17 protein-coding genes are annotated in these 22,750 nt (G+C 72.8%); 9 read left to right on the forward strand and 8 right to left on the reverse strand.

Annotation, left to right across the window (positions count from 1 at the left end; translation table 11 throughout):
* Together mptB (C1I93_RS33370) and mptB (C1I93_RS03660) are read right to left on the reverse strand one after the other, a co-directional pair.
* The coding region (gene mptB, locus C1I93_RS33370; protein ID WP_258378255.1) for a polyprenol phosphomannose-dependent alpha 1,6 mannosyltransferase MptB at window positions 1-1,129 on the reverse strand (1,129 nt) is incomplete at its 3' end.
* A gap of 240 nt (window positions 1,130-1,369) precedes the next feature.
* Window positions 1,370-2,770 (reverse strand): polyprenol phosphomannose-dependent alpha 1,6 mannosyltransferase MptB, encoded by a 1,401-nt coding sequence (mptB, locus tag C1I93_RS03660; RefSeq protein WP_181444998.1) that lies wholly within the window; start codon window positions 2,768-2,770, stop codon window positions 1,370-1,372.
* A 43-nt stretch (window positions 2,771-2,813) separates the two neighbouring features.
* Between mptB (C1I93_RS03660) and C1I93_RS03665 the strand changes: the two genes are divergently transcribed.
* Window positions 2,814-4,610: a hypothetical protein gene (locus C1I93_RS03665; protein WP_111241780.1), complete on the forward strand. Its 1,797-nt coding sequence runs from the start codon at window positions 2,814-2,816 to the stop codon at window positions 4,608-4,610.
* A 119-nt stretch (window positions 4,611-4,729) separates the two neighbouring features.
* On the opposite strand, the gene C1I93_RS03670 is transcribed toward C1I93_RS03665, so the two are convergent.
* Together C1I93_RS03670 and C1I93_RS03675 are read right to left on the reverse strand one after the other, a co-directional pair.
* A complete protein-coding gene (locus C1I93_RS03670) occupies window positions 4,730-7,867 on the reverse strand; it encodes a bifunctional [glutamine synthetase] adenylyltransferase/[glutamine synthetase]-adenylyl-L-tyrosine phosphorylase (RefSeq protein ID WP_111241781.1) in 3,138 nt (1,045 codons plus the stop codon).
* Window positions 7,867-8,634 carry a type 1 glutamine amidotransferase gene (locus C1I93_RS03675; RefSeq protein ID WP_420811737.1) on the reverse strand — a complete coding sequence of 256 codons (768 nt, stop codon included), beginning with the start codon at window positions 8,632-8,634 and terminating at the stop codon, window positions 7,867-7,869. The genes C1I93_RS03670 and C1I93_RS03675 overlap by 1 nt, the downstream gene beginning before the upstream one ends.
* A gap of 60 nt (window positions 8,635-8,694) precedes the next feature.
* Between C1I93_RS03675 and C1I93_RS03680 the strand changes: the two genes are divergently transcribed.
* Both C1I93_RS03680 and C1I93_RS03685 read left to right on the forward strand, forming a co-directional pair.
* The gene (locus C1I93_RS03680; protein WP_111241783.1) at window positions 8,695-9,636 is read left to right on the forward strand and encodes a S66 peptidase family protein; all 942 of its coding nucleotides are present in this window, start codon (window positions 8,695-8,697) and stop codon (window positions 9,634-9,636) included.
* A 198-nt stretch (window positions 9,637-9,834) separates the two neighbouring features.
* A complete protein-coding gene (locus tag C1I93_RS03685; RefSeq protein ID WP_111241784.1) occupies window positions 9,835-10,362 on the forward strand; it encodes a hypothetical protein in 528 nt (175 codons plus the stop codon).
* Window positions 10,363-10,451: 89 nt separating this feature from the next.
* On the opposite strand, the gene C1I93_RS03690 is transcribed toward C1I93_RS03685, so the two are convergent.
* The 3 genes from C1I93_RS03690 to glnA all read right to left on the reverse strand — a co-directional run bounded on the left by C1I93_RS03690 (window position 10,452) and on the right by glnA (window position 15,681).
* Window positions 10,452-13,442, reverse strand: a complete 2,991-nt coding sequence (locus tag C1I93_RS03690; protein ID WP_223256341.1) for a carbohydrate binding domain-containing protein — start codon at window positions 13,440-13,442, stop codon at window positions 10,452-10,454.
* A 331-nt stretch (window positions 13,443-13,773) separates the two neighbouring features.
* Window positions 13,774-14,199: a DUF350 domain-containing protein gene (locus C1I93_RS03695; RefSeq protein WP_111241786.1), complete on the reverse strand. Its 426-nt coding sequence runs from the start codon at window positions 14,197-14,199 to the stop codon at window positions 13,774-13,776.
* Between the two features lie 132 nt (window positions 14,200-14,331).
* The gene (gene glnA, locus C1I93_RS03700; protein WP_111241787.1) at window positions 14,332-15,681 is read right to left on the reverse strand and encodes a type I glutamate--ammonia ligase; all 1,350 of its coding nucleotides are present in this window, start codon (window positions 15,679-15,681) and stop codon (window positions 14,332-14,334) included.
* 198 nt (window positions 15,682-15,879) lie between these two features.
* Between glnA and C1I93_RS03705 the strand changes: the two genes are divergently transcribed.
* From C1I93_RS03705 to C1I93_RS31350, 3 genes are all read left to right on the forward strand, one after another.
* The gene (locus tag C1I93_RS03705) at window positions 15,880-17,667 is read left to right on the forward strand and encodes an NAD+ synthase (protein WP_111241788.1); all 1,788 of its coding nucleotides are present in this window, start codon (window positions 15,880-15,882) and stop codon (window positions 17,665-17,667) included.
* Between the two features lie 113 nt (window positions 17,668-17,780).
* Entirely contained in the window at window positions 17,781-18,626 is an 846-nt protein-coding gene (panB, locus tag C1I93_RS03710) for a 3-methyl-2-oxobutanoate hydroxymethyltransferase (RefSeq protein ID WP_111241789.1), read from the forward strand.
* Window positions 18,627-18,766: 140 nt separating this feature from the next.
* Window positions 18,767-19,213: a hypothetical protein gene (locus C1I93_RS31350; protein ID WP_181444999.1), complete on the forward strand. Its 447-nt coding sequence runs from the start codon at window positions 18,767-18,769 to the stop codon at window positions 19,211-19,213.
* A gap of 59 nt (window positions 19,214-19,272) precedes the next feature.
* Here C1I93_RS31350 and npdG read toward each other — a convergent pair whose 3' ends face one another.
* Complete coding sequence (gene npdG, locus C1I93_RS03725; protein WP_111241819.1) at window positions 19,273-19,971, reverse strand: NADPH-dependent F420 reductase; 699 nt, start codon at window positions 19,969-19,971, stop codon at window positions 19,273-19,275.
* Window positions 19,972-20,122: 151 nt separating this feature from the next.
* On the opposite strand from npdG, the gene C1I93_RS31355 reads away from it, so the two are divergent.
* The 3 genes from C1I93_RS31355 to C1I93_RS03745 all read left to right on the forward strand — a co-directional run bounded on the left by C1I93_RS31355 (window position 20,123) and on the right by C1I93_RS03745 (window position 22,749).
* Window positions 20,123-21,193 (forward strand): hypothetical protein, encoded by a 1,071-nt coding sequence (locus C1I93_RS31355; protein WP_181445002.1) that lies wholly within the window; start codon window positions 20,123-20,125, stop codon window positions 21,191-21,193.
* 265 nt (window positions 21,194-21,458) lie between these two features.
* Window positions 21,459-21,959: an NUDIX hydrolase gene (locus C1I93_RS03740; protein ID WP_111241794.1), complete on the forward strand. Its 501-nt coding sequence runs from the start codon at window positions 21,459-21,461 to the stop codon at window positions 21,957-21,959.
* Window positions 21,952-22,749 (forward strand): nucleotidyltransferase domain-containing protein, encoded by a 798-nt coding sequence (locus tag C1I93_RS03745; RefSeq protein WP_111241795.1) that lies wholly within the window; start codon window positions 21,952-21,954, stop codon window positions 22,747-22,749. Before C1I93_RS03740 ends, C1I93_RS03745 begins: the two co-directional genes overlap by 8 nt.
* Window position 22,750: the final 1 nt, after the last annotated feature.

A 22,750-nucleotide genomic window follows, 5' to 3' on the forward strand; every position in this document is an offset into this window, starting at 1 on the left:
CACGAGCCTTATCGTCGGCAGCGTCAGCTGTGTATAAGAGACAGGTCCAGGTGTGGCGCCAGAGGGTGAGGAGGAAGGTGGCGAGAAGGAGCAGGCCGGCGGCGCGGGTGATCGGCACCGCGTCGGGGTGACGGCCGAACAGGTCACCGGCGTAGTCGACCACCATGCCGACGGCGGTCGACGGCGAGGTCCACTGCACGGTGTCGCCGCTGCGGCTCAACCCGCCGAGCCAACCCGGCCCGAGACCGGTGAGCAGTGAGGGGGCCACCAGCCCGCCGAGCACCCCGACGAGCAGCGGCCCACCGTCGCGCAGCAGCGTCGCCACCCGGGGCTGCCCCCGCACCGCGGCCAGCGCCGCGAACGGCACCACCACCACGGCGGTGACCTTCACCGACACCGCCAGCCCGAGCAGCACCCCGGCGACAAGCACCACCCAGGGCCGACCCGGCAGCAGCAGGCCCGGTCGCGCCGGCCGACGGGTCACCAGCAGCAGGGCGGGCAGGAGCAGGCCGAGCATCACCGCGTCGTTGTGGGCACCGGCTACCAGGTGCACACCGACCAGGGGGCAGGCCAGCAGCAGCCAGGTCGCCCGTCGGGCCGGCACGCCGCCCGCCCGGGCCAGGCCGGGCAGGCAGGCCGCCGCCACCACCAACCCGGCCACCGCCAGCAGCCGCAACAGCAGCACCGTGCCGACCAGGCCGCCGCCGAGCACCACGGCCAGCGCGGCGAGCAGCACGAAGAACGGGCCGTACGGTGCCGGAGTGTCCCGCCAGACCGGCGCGACCGTGTCCAGCCACGGGCAGCCGGCCGCAGCCACCCCGGTGATGTACGGATCACCGCCGTCGGCGTACACCCAGCCCTGACAGGCGTACGAATAGACGTCCCGGCTGCCCAGCGGGGCGGTGACCAGCAGCGGCAGCGCCCACAGCCCGGCGGTGACGTACGCCCACCGGGTCGACGGCGCCCCGCCGCGCAACGCCCACCAGGCCCCCACCATGGCGGCGGTGCCGAGCAGCCACAACGCCACGGCCAGCGGACCGTTCCCGGAACTCCGGGCGGTACTGGTGTCGGGCAGCGCACCGCCGAGGTACCCGGCGACCGCCAGCGACACCGCTCCGGCCAGCCCGATCCAGCGGACATTCCGGTCCCGCCCGGTCGACGGCCGGGCGTCACGGCCTTGTGCCGACCGGCCGTCACGGCCATCTGGCGGCCGGGCGTCACGGGCGGTGGTGCGGTCACCGGCGTGGGCACCGGGTTCCGGACGGGCACCGGGTTCCGGGTGGGCACCGGATCGGGAGGTGCCGGGATCGGTCACCGGCGTGCCTCTCCTCAGGGGACGGCAGCGGGCGGCAGGCCGCGCGAACCGTCCTTAATCGGCGGGAACCGGGCGGCGGGCCGCCCGAGCCGACCGTACCAAGCGAACCGCCACCCAGATCACGAACAGCGTCATCAGCGGCGCGCCTACCGTCTTGGTGTAGCGGGGCAGCCCGGTGCCGTCGGCCAGCACGTGGAACGCGGAGTACACCGTCACCGCGCTGAACCACCAGGTGCGCTGCGCGGTGGCGGCGAGCAGGACCAGCGGCCAGAACCAGTACCAGGGGTGGAACAGCGGGGCCAGCGCCACCGTCGCGGTCAACGCCAGCGCGGCGTGCCACAGCGGTTCCCGGTGGCGGGCCCGGAACCACAGCCACACCAGCAACGCCAGCAGCACCACCACGGCGATGCCCCGGGTCACCGGCAGCGCGTCGATGTGCAGGCCGAAGGGGAGCGCCAGGTAGCCGATGGTCTGCCCGACCGCGGTCGGCGGCGAGGTCCAGGCGATCACCTCGTTGCCGTGCGACAACCCGGTGATCCAACCAAGGTCCAGCCCGGCGGCGAGGGTCACCCCGAACACCGTGCCCACCGCCCCACCGACCACCGGCGTACCGTGCCGCAGCAGCCCGCGCAGGGAGAACCCGCCGGGGATCGCGGCGAGCGCCGCGAACGGCACCACCACCAGCGCGGTCACCTTGATCCCGGCGGCCAGGCCGAGCACCACCCCGCCGGCCAGCAGCGGCCAGGTCCGGCCCGGCCGGCTGACCACCACGGCCAGTCCGGCCACCAGCAGCCCGACCATGATCGCGTCGTTGTGCACCCCGGAGATCAGGTGTACCCCCACCAGCGGGCTGGCCAGGGCGAGCCAGAGCGCCCGCTCGACCGGCACGCCGCAGCGGCGGGCCAGCACCGGCAGGCAGGCCGCGGTGAGCACCACCCCGGCCACCGCGAGCACCCGGAACAACGCGATGCTGCCGAACAGCGAACCGGTAACGGCGACCACCGCCCCGGAGATCACCACGAACAGCGGCCCGTACGGGGCCGGGGTGTCTCGCCAGATGTGCGACATGGTGTCCAGCCAGGGGCAGGGCAGGGTGGAGACGCCATACTCGTACGGGCTGATGCCGTTGGAGTAGCTGGCCCCCTGGCAGGCGTACGCGTACGCGTCCCGGCTGCCCAACGGCGGCGTGACCAGGAACGGCAGCACCCACAACCCGGCCGTGACCAGCGCCCACCGGACCGACGGCACCCGGTCCCGCAGCACCCACCAGGCGACCGCCATGGCGACCGTGCCGAACAGCCACAACCCGATGATCAGCGGCCCGTTCGTGCCCTGCCAGATCTTCACCGGTGTGGGGCGCAGGTCTCCGTCGGGCAGGGCGCCACCGAGGAACGCGGCCACGGCGAGCATGATCGATCCGGCAAGTCCGATCCAGCGCACGAGGTGATGGGGCACCCAGACATGCTGCCAGTACCGTGATCGAGACACGGAGGTGGGCATGCGGGGCAGTCGTACGGTGGCGTGGGCCGCCGCGTGGGCCGGGGCGGCCGGTGTGGCGTACCTCATCCTCCCGGCGATGGGCTCGGACCTGGCGGCACAGGTCGCGCGGGCCGACTTCTTCGCCACCCACGGCCCGGTCCCGATCGACATGCGCTGGTACGGCGGCGTCCAGCAGTTCGGCTACAGCCTGCTCGCCCAACCGGTGATGGCCCTGCTCGGGGTGCGTGTCACCGGCGCGGTGGCGCTGATCGCGGCGGCAACCGTGTTCGCCGCGCTGCTGGTGCGCGCCGGGGTACCCCGACCGCTGCTCGGCAGCCTGGTCGGGGTGGTCACCATCGCCGGCAACCTGGTCTCCGGCCGGGTGACGTACGGACTCGGGGTGGCCTTCGGCCTCGCCGCCCTGCTCGCCCTCACCTGGCACCCGACCGACACCCGTCCCGGCGGAACGTCACCGACGCGGGCCGGCCCTCCCCCCGGCGGCTCGCCACCACCGACGCCGGCGGGCTCTCGTCCCGGTGCCGGCTGGGCGCGGCTGGCGCTGGCCGGGGGCGCAGCGCTGCTCGCCTCCGCGACCAGTCCGGTGGCCGGCCTCTTCGTCGGGTTGGTCGGGGTCGCGCTGCTGCTCTCCCGCCGCTACGCCGACGGGCTGGTCCTCGCGGTGGCCGCCGCGCTGCCGCTGGGCGCGACGGCGTTGCTGTTCGGCGACGGCGGCTGGATGAACATCAGCCGCACCGACACCATCCGGGCGACGGTGACCGCCCTGCTGGTGGCGGCGCTTGTCGGGTACCGGCCGGTGCGGATCGGCGCGCTGCTGGCGGCCGGCGGGGTGGTCGCGGCGGCCCTCGTGCACACCCCGGTCGGGCTGAACGCCACCCGGCTGGCCACCATGTTCGCCCTCCCGCTCCTGGCCGCCGCCGCCCGCGTACCCTCCTGGCCGACCCGATTGGACGCCGCCTGGCCGACCCGATTCGACGCCGCCTGGCCGACCCGCGCGGCAGCCCGCTCCGGCATAGCAGCTCGACCCAGCGTCGCAGCCCGATCCGACGGCGCCCACGAGGGCCCGGCGGAGCGGCCTGGCCCGGCGGAGCGGCCGGCGCGGCGGGGGCTGGTTGGCGTGGGGTTGGCTGCGCTGCTGGCGGTGGTGTGTTGGTGGCAGCCGCCGGTGGTCCCCGCCGACCTGCGCAGCATCGGCGACCCGACAAGCGATCCTGGCTACTTCGCCCCGCTGCGCGCCGAGTTGGATCGGCGCGGGCTCACCGGCCGGTTGGAGGTGCCGCCGACCCGCAACTACTGGGAGGCGGCCCGGCTCGGTGACGTACCACTGGCCCGGGGCTGGTTGCGGCAGGCCGACATCGACCGTAACCCGCTCTTCTTCACCACGGTGCCGGGTGCCGCCGGCACCGGTGTGCCGCTGACCGTCGACAGTTACCGGGCCTGGCTCGACGAGAACGCGGTGCAGTACGTCGCGGTGCCCGACGCCCCGCTGTCCTGGGTGGGCCGGGCCGAGGCCGAGCTGGTCACCGGCGGTCTGCCGTACCTGACCGAGGTCTGGTCCGACCGGCGCTGGCGGCTGTACGCGGTGACCGCGCCGACGCCCCTGGTCGGCCCGCCCGGCGAGCTGGTCGCGGCCGACGGTGCCTCGGTCACGTTCGGCGTCTCCGGTCCCGGCCCGGTGCCGATCCGGGTCCGGCACAGCCGCTGGCTGACCGCCTCCGGCGGCGCCACCGTCGCCCCGGACGGCAACTGGACGACGGTGACCGTTCCCGGCGCGGGGACGTACACCCTCGGCAGCTGACGGGCCCTGAACGCGCTGACCCGCGGAGCCGGCAGCGCCTCCGGGCGAGCCGGTGCGACTGTTAATAGGGGGCCCTTCCTCTACCCGAGGCGTTAATAGGGGGCCCTTCCTTGCATCTCCTACATCTCGAGGACGCGTTGGGTGGCGGCGCGGGAGCGGCGGCCGGTGCGAAGGTACTCGTCGAGGAACTCGCCCGGGTCGTCCGCGCCGAGCAGCCGGACCACGCCGGCCAACTCCACGCCGTGGCGGGGCAGTTGGTCGCCGGCACGGCCACGGACCAGCATCAGCGCGTTGCGGACCTGCGCCGCGAGGGTCCAGCCGGCCGCCATCGCCTCGGCGTCCACCGGATCCACCAGGCCCGCGTCGCGGGCGGCGGTGAGCGCGTCGAGGGTACGCGTACCGCGCAGCTGCGGGTGCGCCCCGGCGTGCCGCAGTTGGAGCAGCTGCACCGCCCATTCGACGTCGGCCAGGGCGCCCCGGCCCAGTTTGGTGTGGGTGGCCGGATCGGCGCCACGGGGCAGCCGCTCGGTCTCGACCCGGGCCTTGATCCGGCGGATCTCGATGATCTGTTCGCGGGTCAGCCCGTCGGCCGGGTAGCGGACCGGGTCGACCAGTTGCTCGAAGCGGGTGCCCAGGTCGGCGTCGCCGGCCACGCAGCGGGCCCGCAGCAGCGCCTGCGCCTCCCACACCCGCGACCAGCGGGCGTAGTACTGCTGGTAGGCGGCGAGGCTGCGGACCAGTGGGCCCTGCCGTCCCTCGGGCCGCAGGTCGGCGTCGACGCCGAGCGCCGGGTCGGGCGCGGGCATGCCGAGCAGCCGGCGCAGCTCCTCGGCGATGGCCTGGGCGGCGGCGCTGGCCGCGCTCTCGTTGACGCCTTCCGGCGGCTCGTAGACGAAGAGCACGTCGGCGTCGGAGAGGTAGTTGGACTCGTAGCCACCGAGCCGGCCCATCCCGATCACGGCGAACTTCAGGCCCGGCAGGTCCGGCTGGGCGGCCCGGGCGGTATGCAGCGCGGCGGCGAGGGTGGCGTCGGTGACGGCGGCCAGCGCGGTGCCGACCGTGATGATGTCGGCCAGGCCGGGGTTGCGCCGTTCACCGTCGCCCCGGGTGGGGGCCAGTGAGCCGGCGCGACTGAGCACGTCGGCGCAGGCGAGGCGGAGCAGTTCCCGGCGGCGCAGCGCGCGTACCGCCCGGATGGCCTCGACCGGGTCGCTGGCGTGCCGGGCCGCGGCGGCGGCGAACCCGTCGCAGAGCACCTCGCGGGGGCGGGGCCGCAGCTCGCTCTCCTCGGCCAGCAGGCGCAGCGCCTCCGGTTCCCGGGCCAGCAGGTCGGCGACGTACCGGGAGGAGGAGAGCACCCGGGCCAGCCGGCGGGCCACCGGCCCGGAGTCACGCAGCAGCCGCAAATACCACGGGGTGCTGCCGAGGGAGTCGGAGACCTGGCGGTAGTTGAGCAGGCCCCGGTCCGGTTCGGGGGCGTCGGCGAACTCGCTGAGCAGCACCGGCAGCAGGGTGCGCTGGATGGCGGCGGTGCGGCTCACCCCGCCGGTGAGGGCCTCGAGGTGACGCAGCGCCCCGGCCGGATCGGCGAAGCCGAGGATCTCCAGCCGGTTGCGGGCCGCCTGCGGGGTCAGTCGCAGCCCGTCGGCCGGCACCCGGGCCACCGACTCCAGCAGCGGACGGTAGAGCAGTTTGGCGTGCAGCCGGCGTACCTCGGTGGCGTGGGTGACCCACTCGGCGCGGAACTCCTCGACGGCGCTGCGTCCCGGGGTGGCGGTGTGGCCGAGCGCGGCGGCGAGCCAGCGCAGCGCTCCCGGCTCGGTCGGCACGGTGTGGGTGCGCCGCAGGCCCTGCAGTTGCAGGCGGTGCTCGACGCCGCGCAGGAAGCGGTAGCCGCGCAGCAGCGCCTCACCGTCGGCCCGGCCGACGTAGCCGCCGGTGACGAGCGCCCGCAGCGCCGGGATGGTGCCGGGTACCCGCAGCGACTCGTCGCCTCGGCCGTGCACCAACTGGAGCAACTGCACCGCGAACTCGATGTCGCGCAGCCCGCCGGGGCCACGCTTGATCTCGCGTTCCTGCTCCTTCGGCGGGATGTTGTCGATGATCTTCCGGCGCATCGCGCGGACGTCCTCGACCGCCTCCGGGCGTTCGGCCGCCTGCCAGAGCAGGGGTGCCAGGGTGTCGATCCACTCCCGGCCCAGCGCCAGGTCACCGGCGGCCGGACGGGCCTTGAGCAGGGCCTGGAACTCCCAGGTGCGGGCCCACCGCCGGTAGTACGCCAGGTGGCTGGCGAGGGTACGCACCAGCGGCCCCCGGTTGCCCTCCGGGCGCAGCGCGGCGTCGACCGGCCAGGCGACCAGACCACAGATGTGGATCAGTCGGGTGGCCACGGTGGTGGCGGCGGTCAGGTCGTCGTCCTCGGCGGCCACGAAGATCACATCGACGTCGGAGACGTAGTTGAGTTCGCCGCCGCCGCACTTGCCCATCGCCACCACGGCCAGCCGGGGTCGCCGGGTGCCCTCGGGCAACTCGTCGACGGCGATCGCGTACGCGGCGGTGAGGGTGGCGTCGGCGAGCGTGGATAGGGCCGCCATGGTCTGTTCCAGGCCACGTCCGCCGGTCAGGTCGGCCGCCGCGATCCGCAGCAACGCCAGCCGGTACGCCCGCCGCAGCGCGGCCACGGGGTTGCCGGCGCCGGCGCGGCCCGCCCTGGCCGTGCCGGCGGCACCGGTCCGGCCCGAGCCGGACGTGCCAGCGGTGGCGGGCGGGGTGGTCGGCGTCCACTGCAGGTCGAGCCGTCCGTCGGCGGCCGGGGCGAGCCCGTCCGGCGCGGTACCCAGCACCGGCCACTGGTCGGGGTTGGCCACGAGGTGGTCACCGAGCGCGGAGGAGGCGCCCAGCACGGCGATCAGCCGGCGGCGCAACCCCGGATCCTCGTCGAGTGCGGCGAGCATCGCCGAACCAGCGCCGATGCCGCCCCCGGCCTCGGTCGCCGTGCCGTTGGGGTGGCCTTCGGCCCGCCGTTCCGCCTCGACCAGCCGATGCAGCTGGCGCAGCGCCAGGTCCGGGTCGGCGGCCCGGGACAACGCGGTGAGCAGCTCGCGGGCCCGGTCGTCGGTGGGTTCCTGCGATTCGGGTCGCCACAGGCCGAGCCCGCCCGGGCCGAGCAGGTCGGCGGCGCGGGCCCGGGCGTCGTCGTCGGCGACACCGAAGCCGTAGCGGGCGAGCCGGCTGGTGGCGCTCGTCGGCCGCCCCATCAGTGCCCGAGCAGCGGCAGGCTGCGGCGCGACCCGCTGTCGTCCAGCTCGCCGAGGGCCAGCGCGGCGAAGCGGGCGGCGAAGGGCTGCCACACCTCCTCCACGTCGGTCAGCACCGCGTGGCAGGCGCTGATCACCAGTTCGGGGTCGTAGCCCAACTCGGCCAGCAGCGCCGAGTCGGTGGACCAGTCGGCGATCATCGCGGTGTCGCACTCGATGTGGAACTGGAGGCCCCAGGCCCGGTCACCGAGCCGGAACGCCTGGTGCGGATAGCGGGTGGAGGCGGCCAGCAGGGTCGCGCCGACCGGCAGCTCGGTGATCTCGTCGGCGTGCCACTGGAGCACGTCGGGAATCAGCGGCACGTACCGGAACAGCGGATCGTTCTCGGCGGCGTCGCGCCGGCCGACCACGGCGGGGCCGACCTCGGGCCCGGCCGGGCTGCGTTCGACGGTGCCGGCGTGCGCGGTGGCGAGCAGTTGCGCGCCGAGGCAGATCCCCAGCGTCGGGACGCGGTGCCGGACCGCCTTGCGCAGCAGCCCCTCCACGGCCGGGAACCAGGGCGCTCCCGGCGATCCGTCAGTTTCCGGGTACGCCTGCCGGTCGCCGCCGAGCACCACCAGCGCGGCGTACCCGTCGAGGTCTGCGGGCAGGTCGTCGCCCGCGTGCGGACGCGTCACCGACAGGTCGAGGCCGGCCTCGGTCAGCCACTCCCCCAGCCGGCGTGCGTCGTCGGTCGGGTCGTTCTCGATCACCAACGCGGTTGCCACGCCGTCGAGGCTAGCCGGTCCCACCGACCGGGGCGGTGCGCGGGACTAGGCTCTTGCGCTGTGCCCGACCACACCGCGCCCGACCACGTCGTACGCCCACCGGCGCTACGTCTCGGTGACACGGTGCTGTTGGTCTCGCCCTCGGGGCCGACCCGCCCGGAGCGGGTGGCCCGGGGCATCGAACTGCTCACCGGCTGGGGGTTGCGGCCCCGGCTCGCGCCGAACGTGTACGCCCGGCACGGCTACCTGGCCGGCACCGACGCGCTGCGGGCCGCCGACCTGAACGCCGCCTTCGCCGATCCGGAGGTGCGCGGGGTGATCTGCACCCGGGGCGGGTACGGCGCGCAGCGGGTGGTGGACGCCATCGACATGGCGGCGGTCCGCCGCGACCCGAAGGTGGTGGCGGGTTTCTCCGACATCACCGCCCTGCAACTGGCGCTGTGGCGGGGTGCCCGCCTCGCCGGGGTGCACGGACCCGGGGCGGCCTGGCGCGACGAGCGGACCCCGCTGGCCTCGGCGGAGTCGCTGCACGCGGCGCTGACCACCACCGAGCCGGTCACCGTACGTGCCGTCGAGACCGAGGAGACCTTCGGCGTACGGGTGCCGGGGCGGGCCGTCGGCCGGCTGCTGGGCGGCAACCTCTGCCTGGTGGTGGCCTCGCTGGGCACCCCGGACATGCCGGACCTCACCGGGGCGGTGCTGCTGCTGGAGGACGTGCAGGAGCCGCCGTACAAGATCGACCGGATGCTGACCCAGCTGCGCCGCGCCGGCGCGCTGGACGGGCTGGCCGGGGTGGCGGTGGGCCAGTTCAGCGACTGCGCGGACGGCTGGCAGGTGGGGGTCGCCGACGTGCTCACCGAGCGGCTCGGTGACCTGGGTGTGCCGGTGCTGGGTGGCCTGCCGATCGGCCACGGGCCCGGTCAGCTCAGCGTCCCGGTGGGCACCCGGGCCACCCTCGACGCCGACACCGGCACCCTCACCGTCGCGCCCGCCGTCCGCTGAGCCCCGCCAGCCGGTCGGGTAAGCCCCGCGCCAGCCAACGCGCGTTCGCTGGCCGACGGCCAGATCGGGGCGAAACTGCCATCCTGTCCGTTTTGGGATGGAAATTGCCAGCTCGCTGACAGGTTCGCCACGGGTCGCCCCCAGCAAACCTGGTCACTGTCGGTGACGTCATCGCATGACCGACGAGTTGGAGGACCGATGTCCCGCACCATTTCGAAGAAGCAGCTGCTGGCCGGACTGGCCGCCGCGGGCGTACTCGGCGCCGGGATCGCCGCCCCCACCGTGGCGCTCGCCGACGACAAGACCCCGAGTGCCAGCGCGAGCGCCGACGCCGGGCAGGACGACAAGCGGCCGGAGCAAGGCGAGCGGCAGCAGGAGTTCGCCGAGGCCCTCGCCAAGGAGCTGGGCGTGGACACCGAGAAGGTGACCGCCGCCCTGGAGAAGCTGCGCGAGGAGCACAAGTCTCAGGGCCGTCCGGACGGCGAGCGCGGCGAGGGCCGTGAGGGACGCTGGCCGGGCCGGGGCGAGCAGGGCGAGCGCGGCGAGCGCGGGCCGAAGGGCTCCGCCGAGGACCGCAAGGAGGCACTGACCGAGCGGCTGGCGCAGGCGGTCGAGGACGGCAAGCTCACCCAGGAGCAGGCCGACGCGATCACGGCGGCCGTCGAGGCCGGTGTCTTCGGTGGTCCCGGCGCGCACGGCGACAAGGACGACTCCGCCGGCAAGTGACAGCCGGTACGGGCGGCAGGAACGGGGGCGGCATCCCACCACTGGATGCCGCCCCCGCCGGGGTTCTCACCCCGCACAGCCGAACCGGATCACCTCAGGTACGGGCCGGTCGCGCCGATCTTCCCGGGGGCCGGGTTGCCGGGCAGGCTGAGCACGTACACCCGCAGGTTCCCCTTCCCGCTGACCGCCGCGGTCAGCGTGCCGTTCGTGACGACCTTGACGTCACCGGTCACCGCGTCGGTGTAGGTGCCGTTGGGTATGCCGTTGAACGTGGCGCCGCCGGAGACGGTGACCAGCGCGAAGCTGTCCACCCCGCCCTCGGTGAACCGGCGCTTGTACGCCATCTGGTTACCGCTGATCCCCTCGGTCGAGTACTGCCCCTTCTGTAGCGCGGGGATGGCCCGGCGGATCTGGTTGAGCCGCTGCACGTGTTTGACCAGCGGCTTGTCCAGGGTCTGGGCGACGGTGCCGGTGGCGCTGGCGACCACGCCGAAGTCGGCGGCGGTGACGCTGCCGGCCAGGTGACCGCCGTAGTAGGCCCGACCGGTGGTGGCCAGCGGGCAGCTGGGGCCGCAGTCGATCGGCGCGCCCTTCTGGAACTCGATCTCCGAGCCGTAGTAGAGCGTCGGGATGCCCCGGAACGTCCACATCAAGCTCATGTTCTCCGCCCACGCGTCGGTGCCGCCGGTGTACCGCACGGAGGACTTGTTCGGCCCGTAGTCGTGACTGTCGACGTAGACGACGTTGTAGGTCGCGTCGTTGTAGCTGTCATCGGAGTCCCGCCCGTTGCCGAAGGCGTTGTTCGCGTCGCTGAAGTTCATGTGCATCCGCATGTCGATGACGTTCATGCCGGAGAAGCGCGAATAGTCGGGTGTGTGGTAGCTGTTGCCGCGCAGGAAGGCGTTGTCGCTGGTCGGCTGGTTGCCGGTGCCGAGCAGTTGCTCGTAGTCGTACTGCTCGATCGCGGCGCGGACGTCGTCCGGGCTGTACTCCCGGCGCTCCTTCCAGGTGAAGAACTGGGCGGAGTGGTTGACCGAGCCACGGTTCCACTTGTCGTTGACGAACGCGGCCACCTCACCGAAGACGTAGAAGTCCTTGCCCTTCTCGCCGTGTCGGGCCACCGCGTGCTGCTGGATCGCGGGCAGGAAACGGCGGTTCCAGGTGACCCGGGGAATGTGCACGGCGGTGTCGATCCGGAAACCGTCCACGCCCATGTCGATGTACTTGTTGTAGACGTCGATCAGGTACTGCTGCACCTGCGCGTTCTCGGTGTTGAAGTCGGCCAGGTCCTCGTGCAGCCAGCAACTGCGGGAGTCCTCGCCCTCCCAGTTGCCGATCCAGCACTGGTGGTAGAGGTCGGCCGGGAACAGGCCGCTGGTCGGGACGGGCCACTGGCAGTGGTAGATGGTGTAGCCCTCCCGGCTGTACGCGCCGTTCGGGGTGCCCCAGCGCAGGCACCGGTTGTCGGTCGAAGCCTGCGACGACCACAGGTCGCCGTTGTACGGCCGCCCCTTGGCGAGGGCGTTCTGGGCCGCGGTCAGCGTCGGGTCGGCGCCGTCGTGTTCGACCATCGGGTCGTACTCCCGCCCGGCCTGCGGCTGGTCGTAGTACCACTTCCACTGCTCGTCCCGTACGCCGTACACGGTCGGGGTGAACAGCCCCTTCGCCCCCCACCGTGAGCTGTGGTTGTAGACCACGTCCTGGAAGATCTTGATGCCCTTGCCGTGCGCGGCGTTGATCAGGTCCTGGTAGCTCGCACCAGGGCTCTCCAGGCGCGGGTCGACCCGGTGGAAGTCCCAGCCGTGGTAGCCGTGGAAGTCGTAGTCGGAGCGGTTCAACACCACCGGCGTGATCCAGATGGCGGAGAAGCCGAGCGCCTTGATGTAGTCGAGCTTGTCGACCAGCCCCTGGAAGTCACCGCGGAACATCGGATCGTCGTTGGCGGCGTTGCCGGAGCGGACGTGTTGGCTGCCACCCCGGTTGTTGCTCGGGTCGCCGTCGGCGAACCGGGCGGTCATCACGAAGTAGATGGTGTCCTCACGAGGGTCACCGCCGAGCGGGGAACCGCCGGCCGGCGCGGGTGGGGCGTCGCCGGTGGTCGCGGTGACCGGGTCGCTCGCCGCCGACCAGTTGCCGGCCTCGTCGCGGGCCCGCACCGTCCAGCGGTACGCGGTACGTGGCAGCAGGCCGGCTGCCACGTGCCGGGTGCCCGTGGTGGCCGTACGCACCGTCCCCGAGTCGCCGCCGGTGCGGATGACCTCGTACCCGGTCACCGCCCGGTCATCGGTCGACGCCGTCCAGTCGACGGTGACCCGGACCCCGTTCACCGTAGCCCTGAGCCCGGCCGGCACCGATGGTGCGCTGGTGTCCGGTGGGGGTGGCGCCCCGCACGGGTTTGCCGCGGCCGGGGTGACCTCGCCGCCGGAGACGGTGCTGCGGCCGGTGCCGATGGTGTAGTCCGCACCGTTGTTGTTGTCCCACTGCCCGGCGCCGTTGTTGAACGCGGCGGTGAGGCCGCTGGCCGTACCCAGGTCGATCACCTTACGGGCCCACCCCGCGCAGGCCACCTCCATGGCCGTGCCGGGCACCGCCGTCCAGGTGCCGCCCGTCGGCCGGTAGTGGATGTTCGCAGCGGTCCAGTTGCGGGTGGTGAGCCGGTAGTAGATCTCGGCGGTGGCGCCGGGGGCGGGCGTGCCGGTGGGCGTCGGAGTCGGCGAAGGGTCGGTTCCGGCACACGGGTCGCCGGCGGAGACCCGCCCCCCGGCCACGCTCACCGGTCCGGTGCCCAGCCGGTAGTTCGCACCGTTGTTGTTGTCCCAGACCCCCGCGCCGTTGGTGAAGACCACTTGCAGGCCAGCGGCGGCACCCAGGTCGATGGTCTTACGACGCCAGCCGGGGCAGGCGGCGTCCATGGCCACGCCCGGCACCGACGTCCAACCGGATCCGTCGATGCCGTAGTGGATGTTCACCGACGCGCCCCAGGCGGTCGGTGGCTGGTAGTAGACGGTGACGGCGTTGGCGGCCGAGGCCGCGGTCACCGGCAGCAGGCTGGTGACGAGGACGGCGGCGGGGACGGCCACGGCCCATCGCCTCCGCCCTCGGCCGATTCGCCCCGCACGGGTCGACGAACGATGTTCCATGGCTCTCCTGACACCCCACGTCGGGCTTCAGCCCGGCGCAACGACGCGAAAGGTGTTGCAAGCCCTTGCAGCAAAGGTTGCACGAAAGTTACCAGCATGTATTCCTTCGCGCTAGAGACAGCGCCCTGCGTCAAGGAATTCTCGCCGATCAGAGCCATGAAAGGACATGCAAGACTTGCAGCGCCAGTTGGCGGTCACGCCGACTGGTGGTCACGCCGACGACCCCGGCCGGGCACGAAGCCGGCCGGGGTCGGGGGGAAGGCGGATCAGTTCAGGCGATGCAGGCGCAGACGATCAGGGCCGCGCCGAAGTGGCTGGCGGCGCTGACCCGGGCCACCGGGTGCGGCTCGTCGGCGCAGATGACCTCGCCGAGCTTGCCCGGGGTGAGCAGGTCCAGCACGAAGAAGGCGAGCGCCATGATGCCGAGGCCGATCAGCCCGAACAGCACCGTCGAGGCCAGGCCCTTGGCGAAGTCGTGGTAGCTGGTCAGGATCGCGGTGAAGACGATCCCGGCGACGCCCAGTTGGTTGGCGGCCAGCAGCAGCCCGGCGTTGGCGTTGCGGCGTACCCAGATCAGGTCCCGCAGCTTGCCCGGCGTGAGCAGGTCGACCAGGACGAACCCGGCGGCCATCAGGCCGACCCCGACGATTCCGAACACCACGCTCTGCCAGGCTCCGCTGAGCAGATCCTCCAGCACCGACTGCCTCCCCGACCGCTCGCCTACCGTTCCCCGGCCGGCGGACGCCGGCACGGTGATCGAGACGATAGCGGCACCCCGCAACGCCGCACCGACCCGGCGCGGAGCGCGGGTCGGTGCGGCGTTGCGGGCCTACAGCGACAGGTAGCGCTGCCGCTCGTACGGGGTGACCTCGCGGCGGTACTGCTCCCACTCGGCGCGCTTGTTGCGCAGGAAGAAGTCGAAGACGTGCTCGCCGAGCACCTCGGCGACCAGCTCCGAACCGGCCATCACGTCGATCGCCTCGGCGAGGTTCTCCGGCAACGGTTCGTACCCCATGGCCCGCCGCTCGGCGCTGGTCAGCGACCAGACGTCGTCCTCGGCGCCCGGCGGCAGCTCGTACCCCTCCTCGATGCCCTTCATCCCGGCGCCGAGCAGCACCGCGAAGGCGAGGTAGGGGTTGGCGGCCGAGTCGGGTGAGCGGACCTCCACCCGGGCCGAGTTGGGCTTGCCGTACGCGGGAACGCGCACCAGCGCCGACCGGTTCAGGTGCCCCCAGCAGACGTACGCGGGGCTCTCGGTGACCCGGTCCGGCAGCGCCTGAGGGAAGAGCCGCTTGTACGAGTTGACCCACTGGTTGGTGACCGCGGTGTATTCCCGGGCGTGGGTCAGCAGCCCGGCGATGAAGGCCCGCGCCACCTTCGACAGCTTCATCGGGTCGCTCGGGTCGTGGAACGCGTTGCGCTCCCCCTCGAACAGCGACAGGTGGGTGTGCATGCCGCTGCCCGGCTGGTCGGTGAAGGGCTTCGGCATGAAGGTGGCCTGCACCCCGGTGGAGAGCGCCACCTCCTTGACCACGTGCCGGAAGGTCATGATGTTGTCGGCGGTGGTCAACGCGTCCGCGTAGCGCAGGTCGATCTCCTGCTGGCCGGGGGCGACCTCGTGGTGGCTGAACTCCACCGAGATGCCGATCCGCTCCAGCGACAGCACCGCCTGGCGGCGGAAGTCCCGCGCCACCGCGTGCGTGGTGTGCTCGAAGTAGCCGCCGGTGTCCACCGGCACCGGCACCGTGCCGTCCGCCGGCCCGTTCTCCAGCAGGAAGAACTCGATCTCGGGGTGGGTGTAGAAGGTGAAGCCCTTCTCGGCCGCCCGGGACAGCGCCCGGCGCAGCACATGCCGGGGATCGGCCCAGGCCGGGCCGCCGTCGGGGAGCAGGATGTCGCAGAACATCCGGGCGCTCTCGCCGCTCACCCCACCCTCGAACGGGAACACCTGGAAGGTGGTGGGGTCGGGCATGGCCACCATGTCCGACTCGAACACCCGGGCGAAGCCCTCGATGGCCGAGCCGTCGAAGCCGATGCCCTCGTCGAAGGCGGACTCCAGCTCAGCGGGGGCGACCGACACGCTCTTGAGCGTGCCGAGCACGTCGGTGAACCAGAGCCGGACAAAGCGGATGTCCCGCTCTTCCAGCGTACGGAGGACGAACTCCTGCTGACGGTCCACTGTCCCAACCTTCCGCGACTCAATGTCCGCCTTCGACCGGGCTTTACCCGACCTGACCGACCAGTCTTCACCGGCCCGATTACGCAGACGTTACGCGAATCGTCGGGCTCGCGCCCCGCGCAGTCCCGACCGGCGGACTCCGGCGGGGTGTGCCAGCGCCCACGTGTCGACCTGACACCGCTGGGGCAAGATGAGGGCATGCCCACCCTGCGTCTCGCTCTGTGCCAGGTCAACCCCGCCGTCGGCGACCTCACCGGCAACGCCGGCCTGGTCCGCGCCTGGGCCCGCCGGGCCGCCGACGCCGGCGCCCAGCTGGCGCTCTTCCCGGAGATGGTGCTGACCGGCTACCCGGTGGAGGACCTGGTATTCCGGCGGTCCTTCGTCGCCGCGTCGAAGGCGGCGCTCGACCGGCTCGCCACCGACCTCGCCGCCGACGGGTTGGGTGAGCTGCCGGTGGTGGTCGGCTACCTCGACGCCGACGGACCGCCGCAGGTCAGCGGGGACGCCGAGCCGGGCCGGGGGGCCCGCAACGCCGCCGCGCTGCTGCACCGGGGTCAGATCGTGGCCACCTACTTCAAGCATCACCTGCCCAACTACGGCGTCTTCGACGAGGACCGCTACTTCGTGCCCGGTGACATGCTCACCGTGGTTCGGCTCGGCGGGGTGGACGTGGCGTTGACCGTCTGCGAGGACCTCTGGCAGGCCGGCGGTCCGTTCGCCGCCGCCGGGCAGGCCGGCGTCGGGCTGGTGGTCAACATCAACGGCTCGCCGTACGAGCTGAACAAGGACGACGTACGCCTGCCGCTGGTCCGCCGCCGGGCTGCCGAGGCCGGGGCCACCATCGCGTACGTCAACATGATCGGCGGCCAGGACGAGCTGGTCTTCGAGGGCGACTCGATGATCGTCGGGCCGGACGGGACGCTGCTGACCCGGGCGCCGCAGTTCGTCGAGCATCTGCTCGTACACGACGTGGAGCTGCCGGCGGCGCACGGCGCGGGCCCGGCGGCCACGGCCGACGCCGAGGCCGTCGACGGTGCGCAGACCGCGGCCGGGTTGCGGGTGGTGCGCCGGACGGTCGAGGAGATCCCGCCGGCGCCCACCGGTCCGGCGGCGCTGGGCGGGATCATCGAGCCGGTCGCCGACGAGGCGGAGGTGTGGCAGGCACTCGTGCTGGGGCTGCGGGACTACGTCGACAAGAACCGCTTCCCGTCGGTGGTGCTGGGGCTCTCCGGCGGCATCGACTCGGCGGTGGTCGCGGCCATCGCGGTGGACGCGCTCGGCGCCGACCGGGTGATCGGGGTCTCCATGCCCAGCCAGCACTCCTCCGAGCACAGTCGGGAAGACGCGGCCGACCTGGCCAAGCGCGCCGGGCTGGACTACCGGGTCGAGCCGATCCAGCCGATGGTGGACGCCTTCCTGGCGAACCTGTCGCTCTCCGGGGTGGCGGTGGAGAACCTCCAGGCCCGGGTACGCGGCGTGATCCTGATGGCACTCTCCAACCAGGAGGGGCCGCTGGTGCTGACCACCGGCAACAAGAGCGAGCTGGCGGTCGGCTACTCCACCCTCTACGGCGACTCGGTCGGCGGCTTCAACCCGATCAAGGACGTCTGGAAGACGTTGGTGTGGCGGCTGGCCAAGTGGCGCAACGCCGAGGCGGCCCGCACGGGTGGCACCCCGCCGATCCCGGAGAACTCGATCGGCAAGCCGCCGAGCGCCGAGCTGAGCCCCGGCCAGCTCGACAGCGACACGTTGCCCGACTACGACGTACTCGATCCGATCCTGATCGGCTACATCGACGGTGACCTGGGCCGCGAGGGTCTGGTCTCCTCCGGGCACGCCCCGGCGGTGGTGGACAAGGTGCTGCGGATGGTGGATACCGCGGAGTACAAACGCCGCCAGTCCGCGCCCGGCACGAAAATCTCGATGAAGGCGTTCGGCCGGGACCGACGCCTGCCGATCACGAACCGGTGGCGGGAGGACGGCTGAGCGCTGGGGAGTGAATTCCTCCACTCCGCCCTGCCAGCTGCCACACCTGTGGTGCGACGATCGCGGCAGAGCCCGGGGACCGCGTACGCGGCCTCGAGGAAAGGAGATGCGTCATGGTGGAATCCACTCCGGCCGAGGTGAGCGCCCTCTACGGCGGCCCGGCCACCCGGCGGGTCCGCACCCGCGACCTGATCGCCGCCAAGGAGCGCGGCGAGAAGTGGGCGATGCTCACCTCGTACGACCAGTACACTGCCTCGATCTTCGACGCCGCCGGCATCCCGGTGCTGCTGGTCGGCGACTCGGCGGCGAACAACGTCTTCGGCTACGAGACCACCCTGCCGGTGACCGCCGAGGAGCTGCTGCCCCTGGTCCGGGCGGTGGTCCGCGTCACCCGGCACACCCTTGTCGTCGGTGACCTGCCGTTCGGCTCGTACGAGGAGGGGCCGGCGCAGGCACTGCGTACCGCTGTGCGGTTCATGAAGGAGGGCGGCTGCCACGCGGTGAAGTTGGAGGGTGGCCGGCGCTGCGCCGACCAGATCGCCGCCATCGTCGGCGCCGGCATCCCGGTGATGGCGCACATCGGCTTCACCCCGCAGAGCGAACACACCCTCGGCGGCTACCGGGTGCAGGGCCGTGGCGACACCGCCGAGGAGGTGATCGCCGACGCCCGTGCGGTGGCCGAGGCGGGTGCCTTCGCGGTGGTGCTGGAGATGGTGCCCGGTGAGGTCGCCAAGCGCGTCACCGCCGAGTTGGCCATTCCCACGGTGGGCATCGGCGCGGGTCCGGAGACCGACGCCCAGGTGCTGGTCTGGCAGGACATGGCAGGTCTGCGTGCCGGCCGCACGCCGCGTTTCGTGAAGCGCTACGCCGACCTGGCCGGTGTGCTGGGCGAGGCGACCCGACGCTTCGCCGACGAGGTCCGCGACGGTCAGTTCCCCGCCGCCGAACACACCTTCTGAAGCGAGGAGGAGGCGGACCGTCACCATGGCGGTCCGCCGCCACCGGCGGGAACCGGTGCCGGTCCCGGCACCGGCCACCGGCTAAAGTGCCCGCCGTGAATCGAATTCGCCTCACTTCTCTCGTTCTGACCTGTGCCTTGATGACTCTCGCCGCCTGCGGCGGAGAGGACACTTCGACCGAGGCCGGCGCCACGCCGTCCGCCACCGCCTCGGCCGCCGCCGACGCCACCACCCCCGCCCCCGCCGCCACGTCGGCACCGGCTGCCGCCGCCGGCGCGAGCGACAAGGAACTCTGTGAGGCGGCGAAGAAGGCCGGAGACGAGGTGAAGCAATCCATCCTCAGCGCGGTGCAGGCCGGCAAGGAGCCCTCCGCCAAGGAGATCCTGAGCGAGATGGAGAGCTCGTTGGGCGCGGTGACGGCGAACGCCGGCGACAGTGAGGTGGCCGCCGCGCTGAAGAAGTTCCAGGCGGAGAATGCCAAGGCGGCTGCGGCCTCGGACCCGGAAGCGGCAGGCGAAGCGCCGGCGTACGAGAAGGCCGCCGCGGACGCCACCGCTGCCTGCAAGAAGGTCGGCGTCAACTACTGACCGACTCCCGTCCGTGCGGCCCGCCAGCCCTCGCTGGCGGGCCGCACCGGCTCGGCGGGTCAGACGTCGGTGACGCGGATGCCGGCGTGTGCCTTGTAGCGCCGGTTGACGGCGATCAGGTTCGCGGTGAACGCCTCGATCTGGTGGGCGTTGCGTAGCCGTCCGGCGTAGAGGCCCCGCATGCCGGGGATGCGGGCGGCGAGGGCGCCGACGATGCCGACCAGCTCCCGATCCTCGGTGCAGATCAGCACGTCCAGGTCGATCCGATCGATCTCCGGGTCGGCCAGCAACGGCGCGCTGACGTGGTGGAACGCCGCGCAGACCCGGGAGTCGGGCAACAACGCGGCGGCCTGCTGCGCCGCGCTCCCCTCCGGCACCGGCAGCGCGTACGGGCCCTGTTTGTCGAAGCCGAGCGGGTTGACGCAGTCGACGACGACCTTGCCGGCGAGCGGCCCGGCGAGCGCGGTGAGGGTGGCCGCGTGCCCGTCCCAGGGCACCGCGATGATCACCACGTCGCTGCGCCGCGCCACCTCCTCGTTGTCCGCCCCGGTCACGCCACCACCGGCCGGTACGCCGGGCAGCGCGGAGATCTCCGCCGCCGACTCGGCCGCCCGCTGCGCGGAACGGGAACCGACAAGCACCGTCTGGCCGGCGCGGGCGAACCGGTACGCCAGCCCCCGGCCCTGGTCACCGGTGCCGCCGATGATGCCGACGGTGAGCCCGGACACGTCCGGGAGGTCGCTCGGGTCGTATGCCATGGTCGCCATCCTCGCAAACCTGCCCGCCGGGCAGCAGCGACCGCAGCTGTGACAATCCCCGCTGGGGGCGGGCCCGCCGCGCCGGTTCGGCGTACCCGAATCCGGCGCGGCGGTTCGGCGTACGCCGAATCAGCCGGCCGCCCGGCGTGCGGTGCTCCCCGAACGTCCGGTCGACGTCGCCTTCGCCGTGGTCCGCTTGCCGGGCGCGGACTTCCGCGCCGCAGACGTCGTGCTGGCGGGCGCCTTCTTGGCCGCGGTCTTCCTCGCGGGTGCCTTCTTCGCGGCTGCCTTGGTGGCAGGTGCCTTCTTCGCGGGCGCTTTCTTCGCCGTGGCCTTGCTGGCCGGCGCCTTCTTCGCCGTGGTCTTCTTGGCGGGGGCCTTCTTCGCGGGCATCTTCGCCGTGGTCGCGCGGGCCGTGGTGCCGCGCGCCGGGGTTCGGCTGGCCGCCGAGGTCGTCTTCCGCGCCGGCGTTCTCGTCGTGGTGCTCTTCCGCGCCGTCGAAGCCGTCTTCTTGGCCGGTGCCTTCTTGGCCGGCGCCTTGGCCGTGGTCTTCTTCGCGGCGGCGCTCACCCGCGTGGTGGCCTTCTTCGCCGGTGCCTTCGCCGCCGCTGCCGTCTTACGCGCGCCGGCTGCGGGCCGCGTCGACGTCGCCTTCTTCGCGGGCGCCTTGGCCGTGGTCTTCTTGGCCGTGGTCTTCTTCGCGGGTGCCTTGGTCGCGGTGCTCTTGCGGGCCGCCGCCGTGGTCGTGCGCGTGGACGTCTTCGTCGCCGCCGTGGTCTTCTTCGCGGTGGTCTTCGACGCTGCGGTCCGCCCGGTGCCACCGGACGTGCTCCGGGCCGCCGGTCCGGTGCCGGTGGCCCGGCGGGTGGACGGGGTGCGGGTCAGGCCCGCGCTGCGTTCCGTCGCGGCGGTCTTCCTCGCGGGCGTACGCTTCGCGGCCGGGCGGGTGGCCTGCTGTGCTTCGGCCATCTCGGTTCCCTCCTTGGGGACGTGCCACCGCCCTCGCGGGGCACGCGGTGCTCTCGGCGCGGGAGGCCCCCGCGCCGCCTATCTCTCCTCCCCGGCCCAACGGGCGTCCTCGGCCTCCCACGCTTCGTTACGCTCCCGCACCTGTTGCAGGGCGTTCTCCGCGTCGGCGGCTGAGGAATACGGTCCGAGAACATGCCGGGCAGGGCACACGTCGGCATCGCTCTCGACCCGGTGGTGTCGCGTACACCAGTAGTAGCGTCCACGTCCGCTGTCGCTCATGGGTTTCACTGTGCACCGGGAATCGACCGCTCGCCACCGGAACACCGCAAGTCACCAGCCTTTTCCACATTAGACGTGTTGGCCGGGCCACGGGCCGAAACGACAAAATCACGCTGCCGAGCCAGCCGAACATCGGCGGACCGCCGGCGAGCCGAATCTCCACGCTCCGCGACGGCGGCAGGTCAGCCTCTCCTGACTGAGCGTGTCTGCGCTGATGGTGGACCAGCTAAGGTCGCCGGATGGGCGTACCAGATTACATCCTGCGAATGCGTAAGCACGTCGGCAACGACCTGATCTGGATACCCAGCGTCAGCGCGGTCGTCCGCAACGACGCGGGCGAACTGCTGCTCGGTCAACGCACCGATGACAGCCGGTGGTCGGTGGTGAGCGGTTTCGTGCAGCCGGGCGAGCAGCCAGCCACCGCGGTGGTGCGCAAGGTGCTGGAAGAAACCGGCCTGCATGTCGAACCGCTACGGCTCAGCAGCGCGGTGGCGCACCCGCACAAGTTCCCGAACGGCGACCGCAGCCAGTACCTCAACCTCGGTTTCCACTGTCGGCTGCTGGGCGCGGAGGACGACGACGAGTCGCCGGACGTACGGTGGTTCACCCCGGGTCAGCTGCCCGACGTGGACGAGCACTCCCGGATGGTCATCCGGCACGCCCTCGGCCCGGAGAGCACGGCGTTCTTCCTGCCCGCCGGGACGCGATGGGGGGAACCCGGGGAACTGGGCGATGCCTGAGCCGCTGCGGCGGTACCTGACCGACCTGGTTGCCGTCGCAGGCTGCGTGCTCGGCGACCAGCTGTGCGGGGCGTACGCGGCGGGTTCGGTGGGGTTGGGGGCGTACCAGCCGGGGCGCAGCGACGTGGACGTGGCGCTGGTCTGCGCCGACGAGCTGGACCGGGCGGTCGCGCGGGAGCTGGTGGCACGGCTGCGGCACGAGGCGCTGCCGTGCCCGGCGCGCGGCCTGGAGCTTGTCGTCTACCGGCGGGAGGTGGCCGCCGCCGGCTCCCCCGACCCGGGCTTCGAGGTCGAGCTGAACAGCGGCGCGGGGATGGACTTCCGGGCCACGTACGATCCGGCGCAGCGGCCGCCCGCCGACGGCCTGTTCTGGTACGGACTGGATCGCAGCATCCTGCACCAGAGCGGGCAGGCCCTGCTCGGCCCGCCCGCCGCGGAGGTCTTCGCCGACCTCGCCCCGGACGACCTGCACCGGCTGGTCGTGACCGCGCTGCGTTGGTGGCTCGACCGGCCGGCCCCCACCGGCGACGTGCCCGCACCCGGCGCGGAGGACGCCGTGCTCGGGGCCTGCCGTTCCTGGGCACGGCTGCGCCACGGGGTGTGGCTGCCCAAGGTGGCCGCCGGCCGGCGGCTGCTCGCCGACGGCAGCCCGCTCGCCGACGCCGCGACCACCGATCTGGTCGAGCTGTCGATCGCGGCCCGCACCGGTGGCATCCCACCGACCGGCCCACAGGCCCGCGCGTTCCAGCGGCGGATCCTCGCCGACCTCACCGCCACGGCGCCGACTTGAC

The organism is Micromonospora endophytica (assembly GCF_003236305.1).
In the GTDB taxonomy this organism is placed as follows: domain Bacteria; phylum Actinomycetota; class Actinomycetes; order Mycobacteriales; family Micromonosporaceae; genus Micromonospora; species Micromonospora endophytica.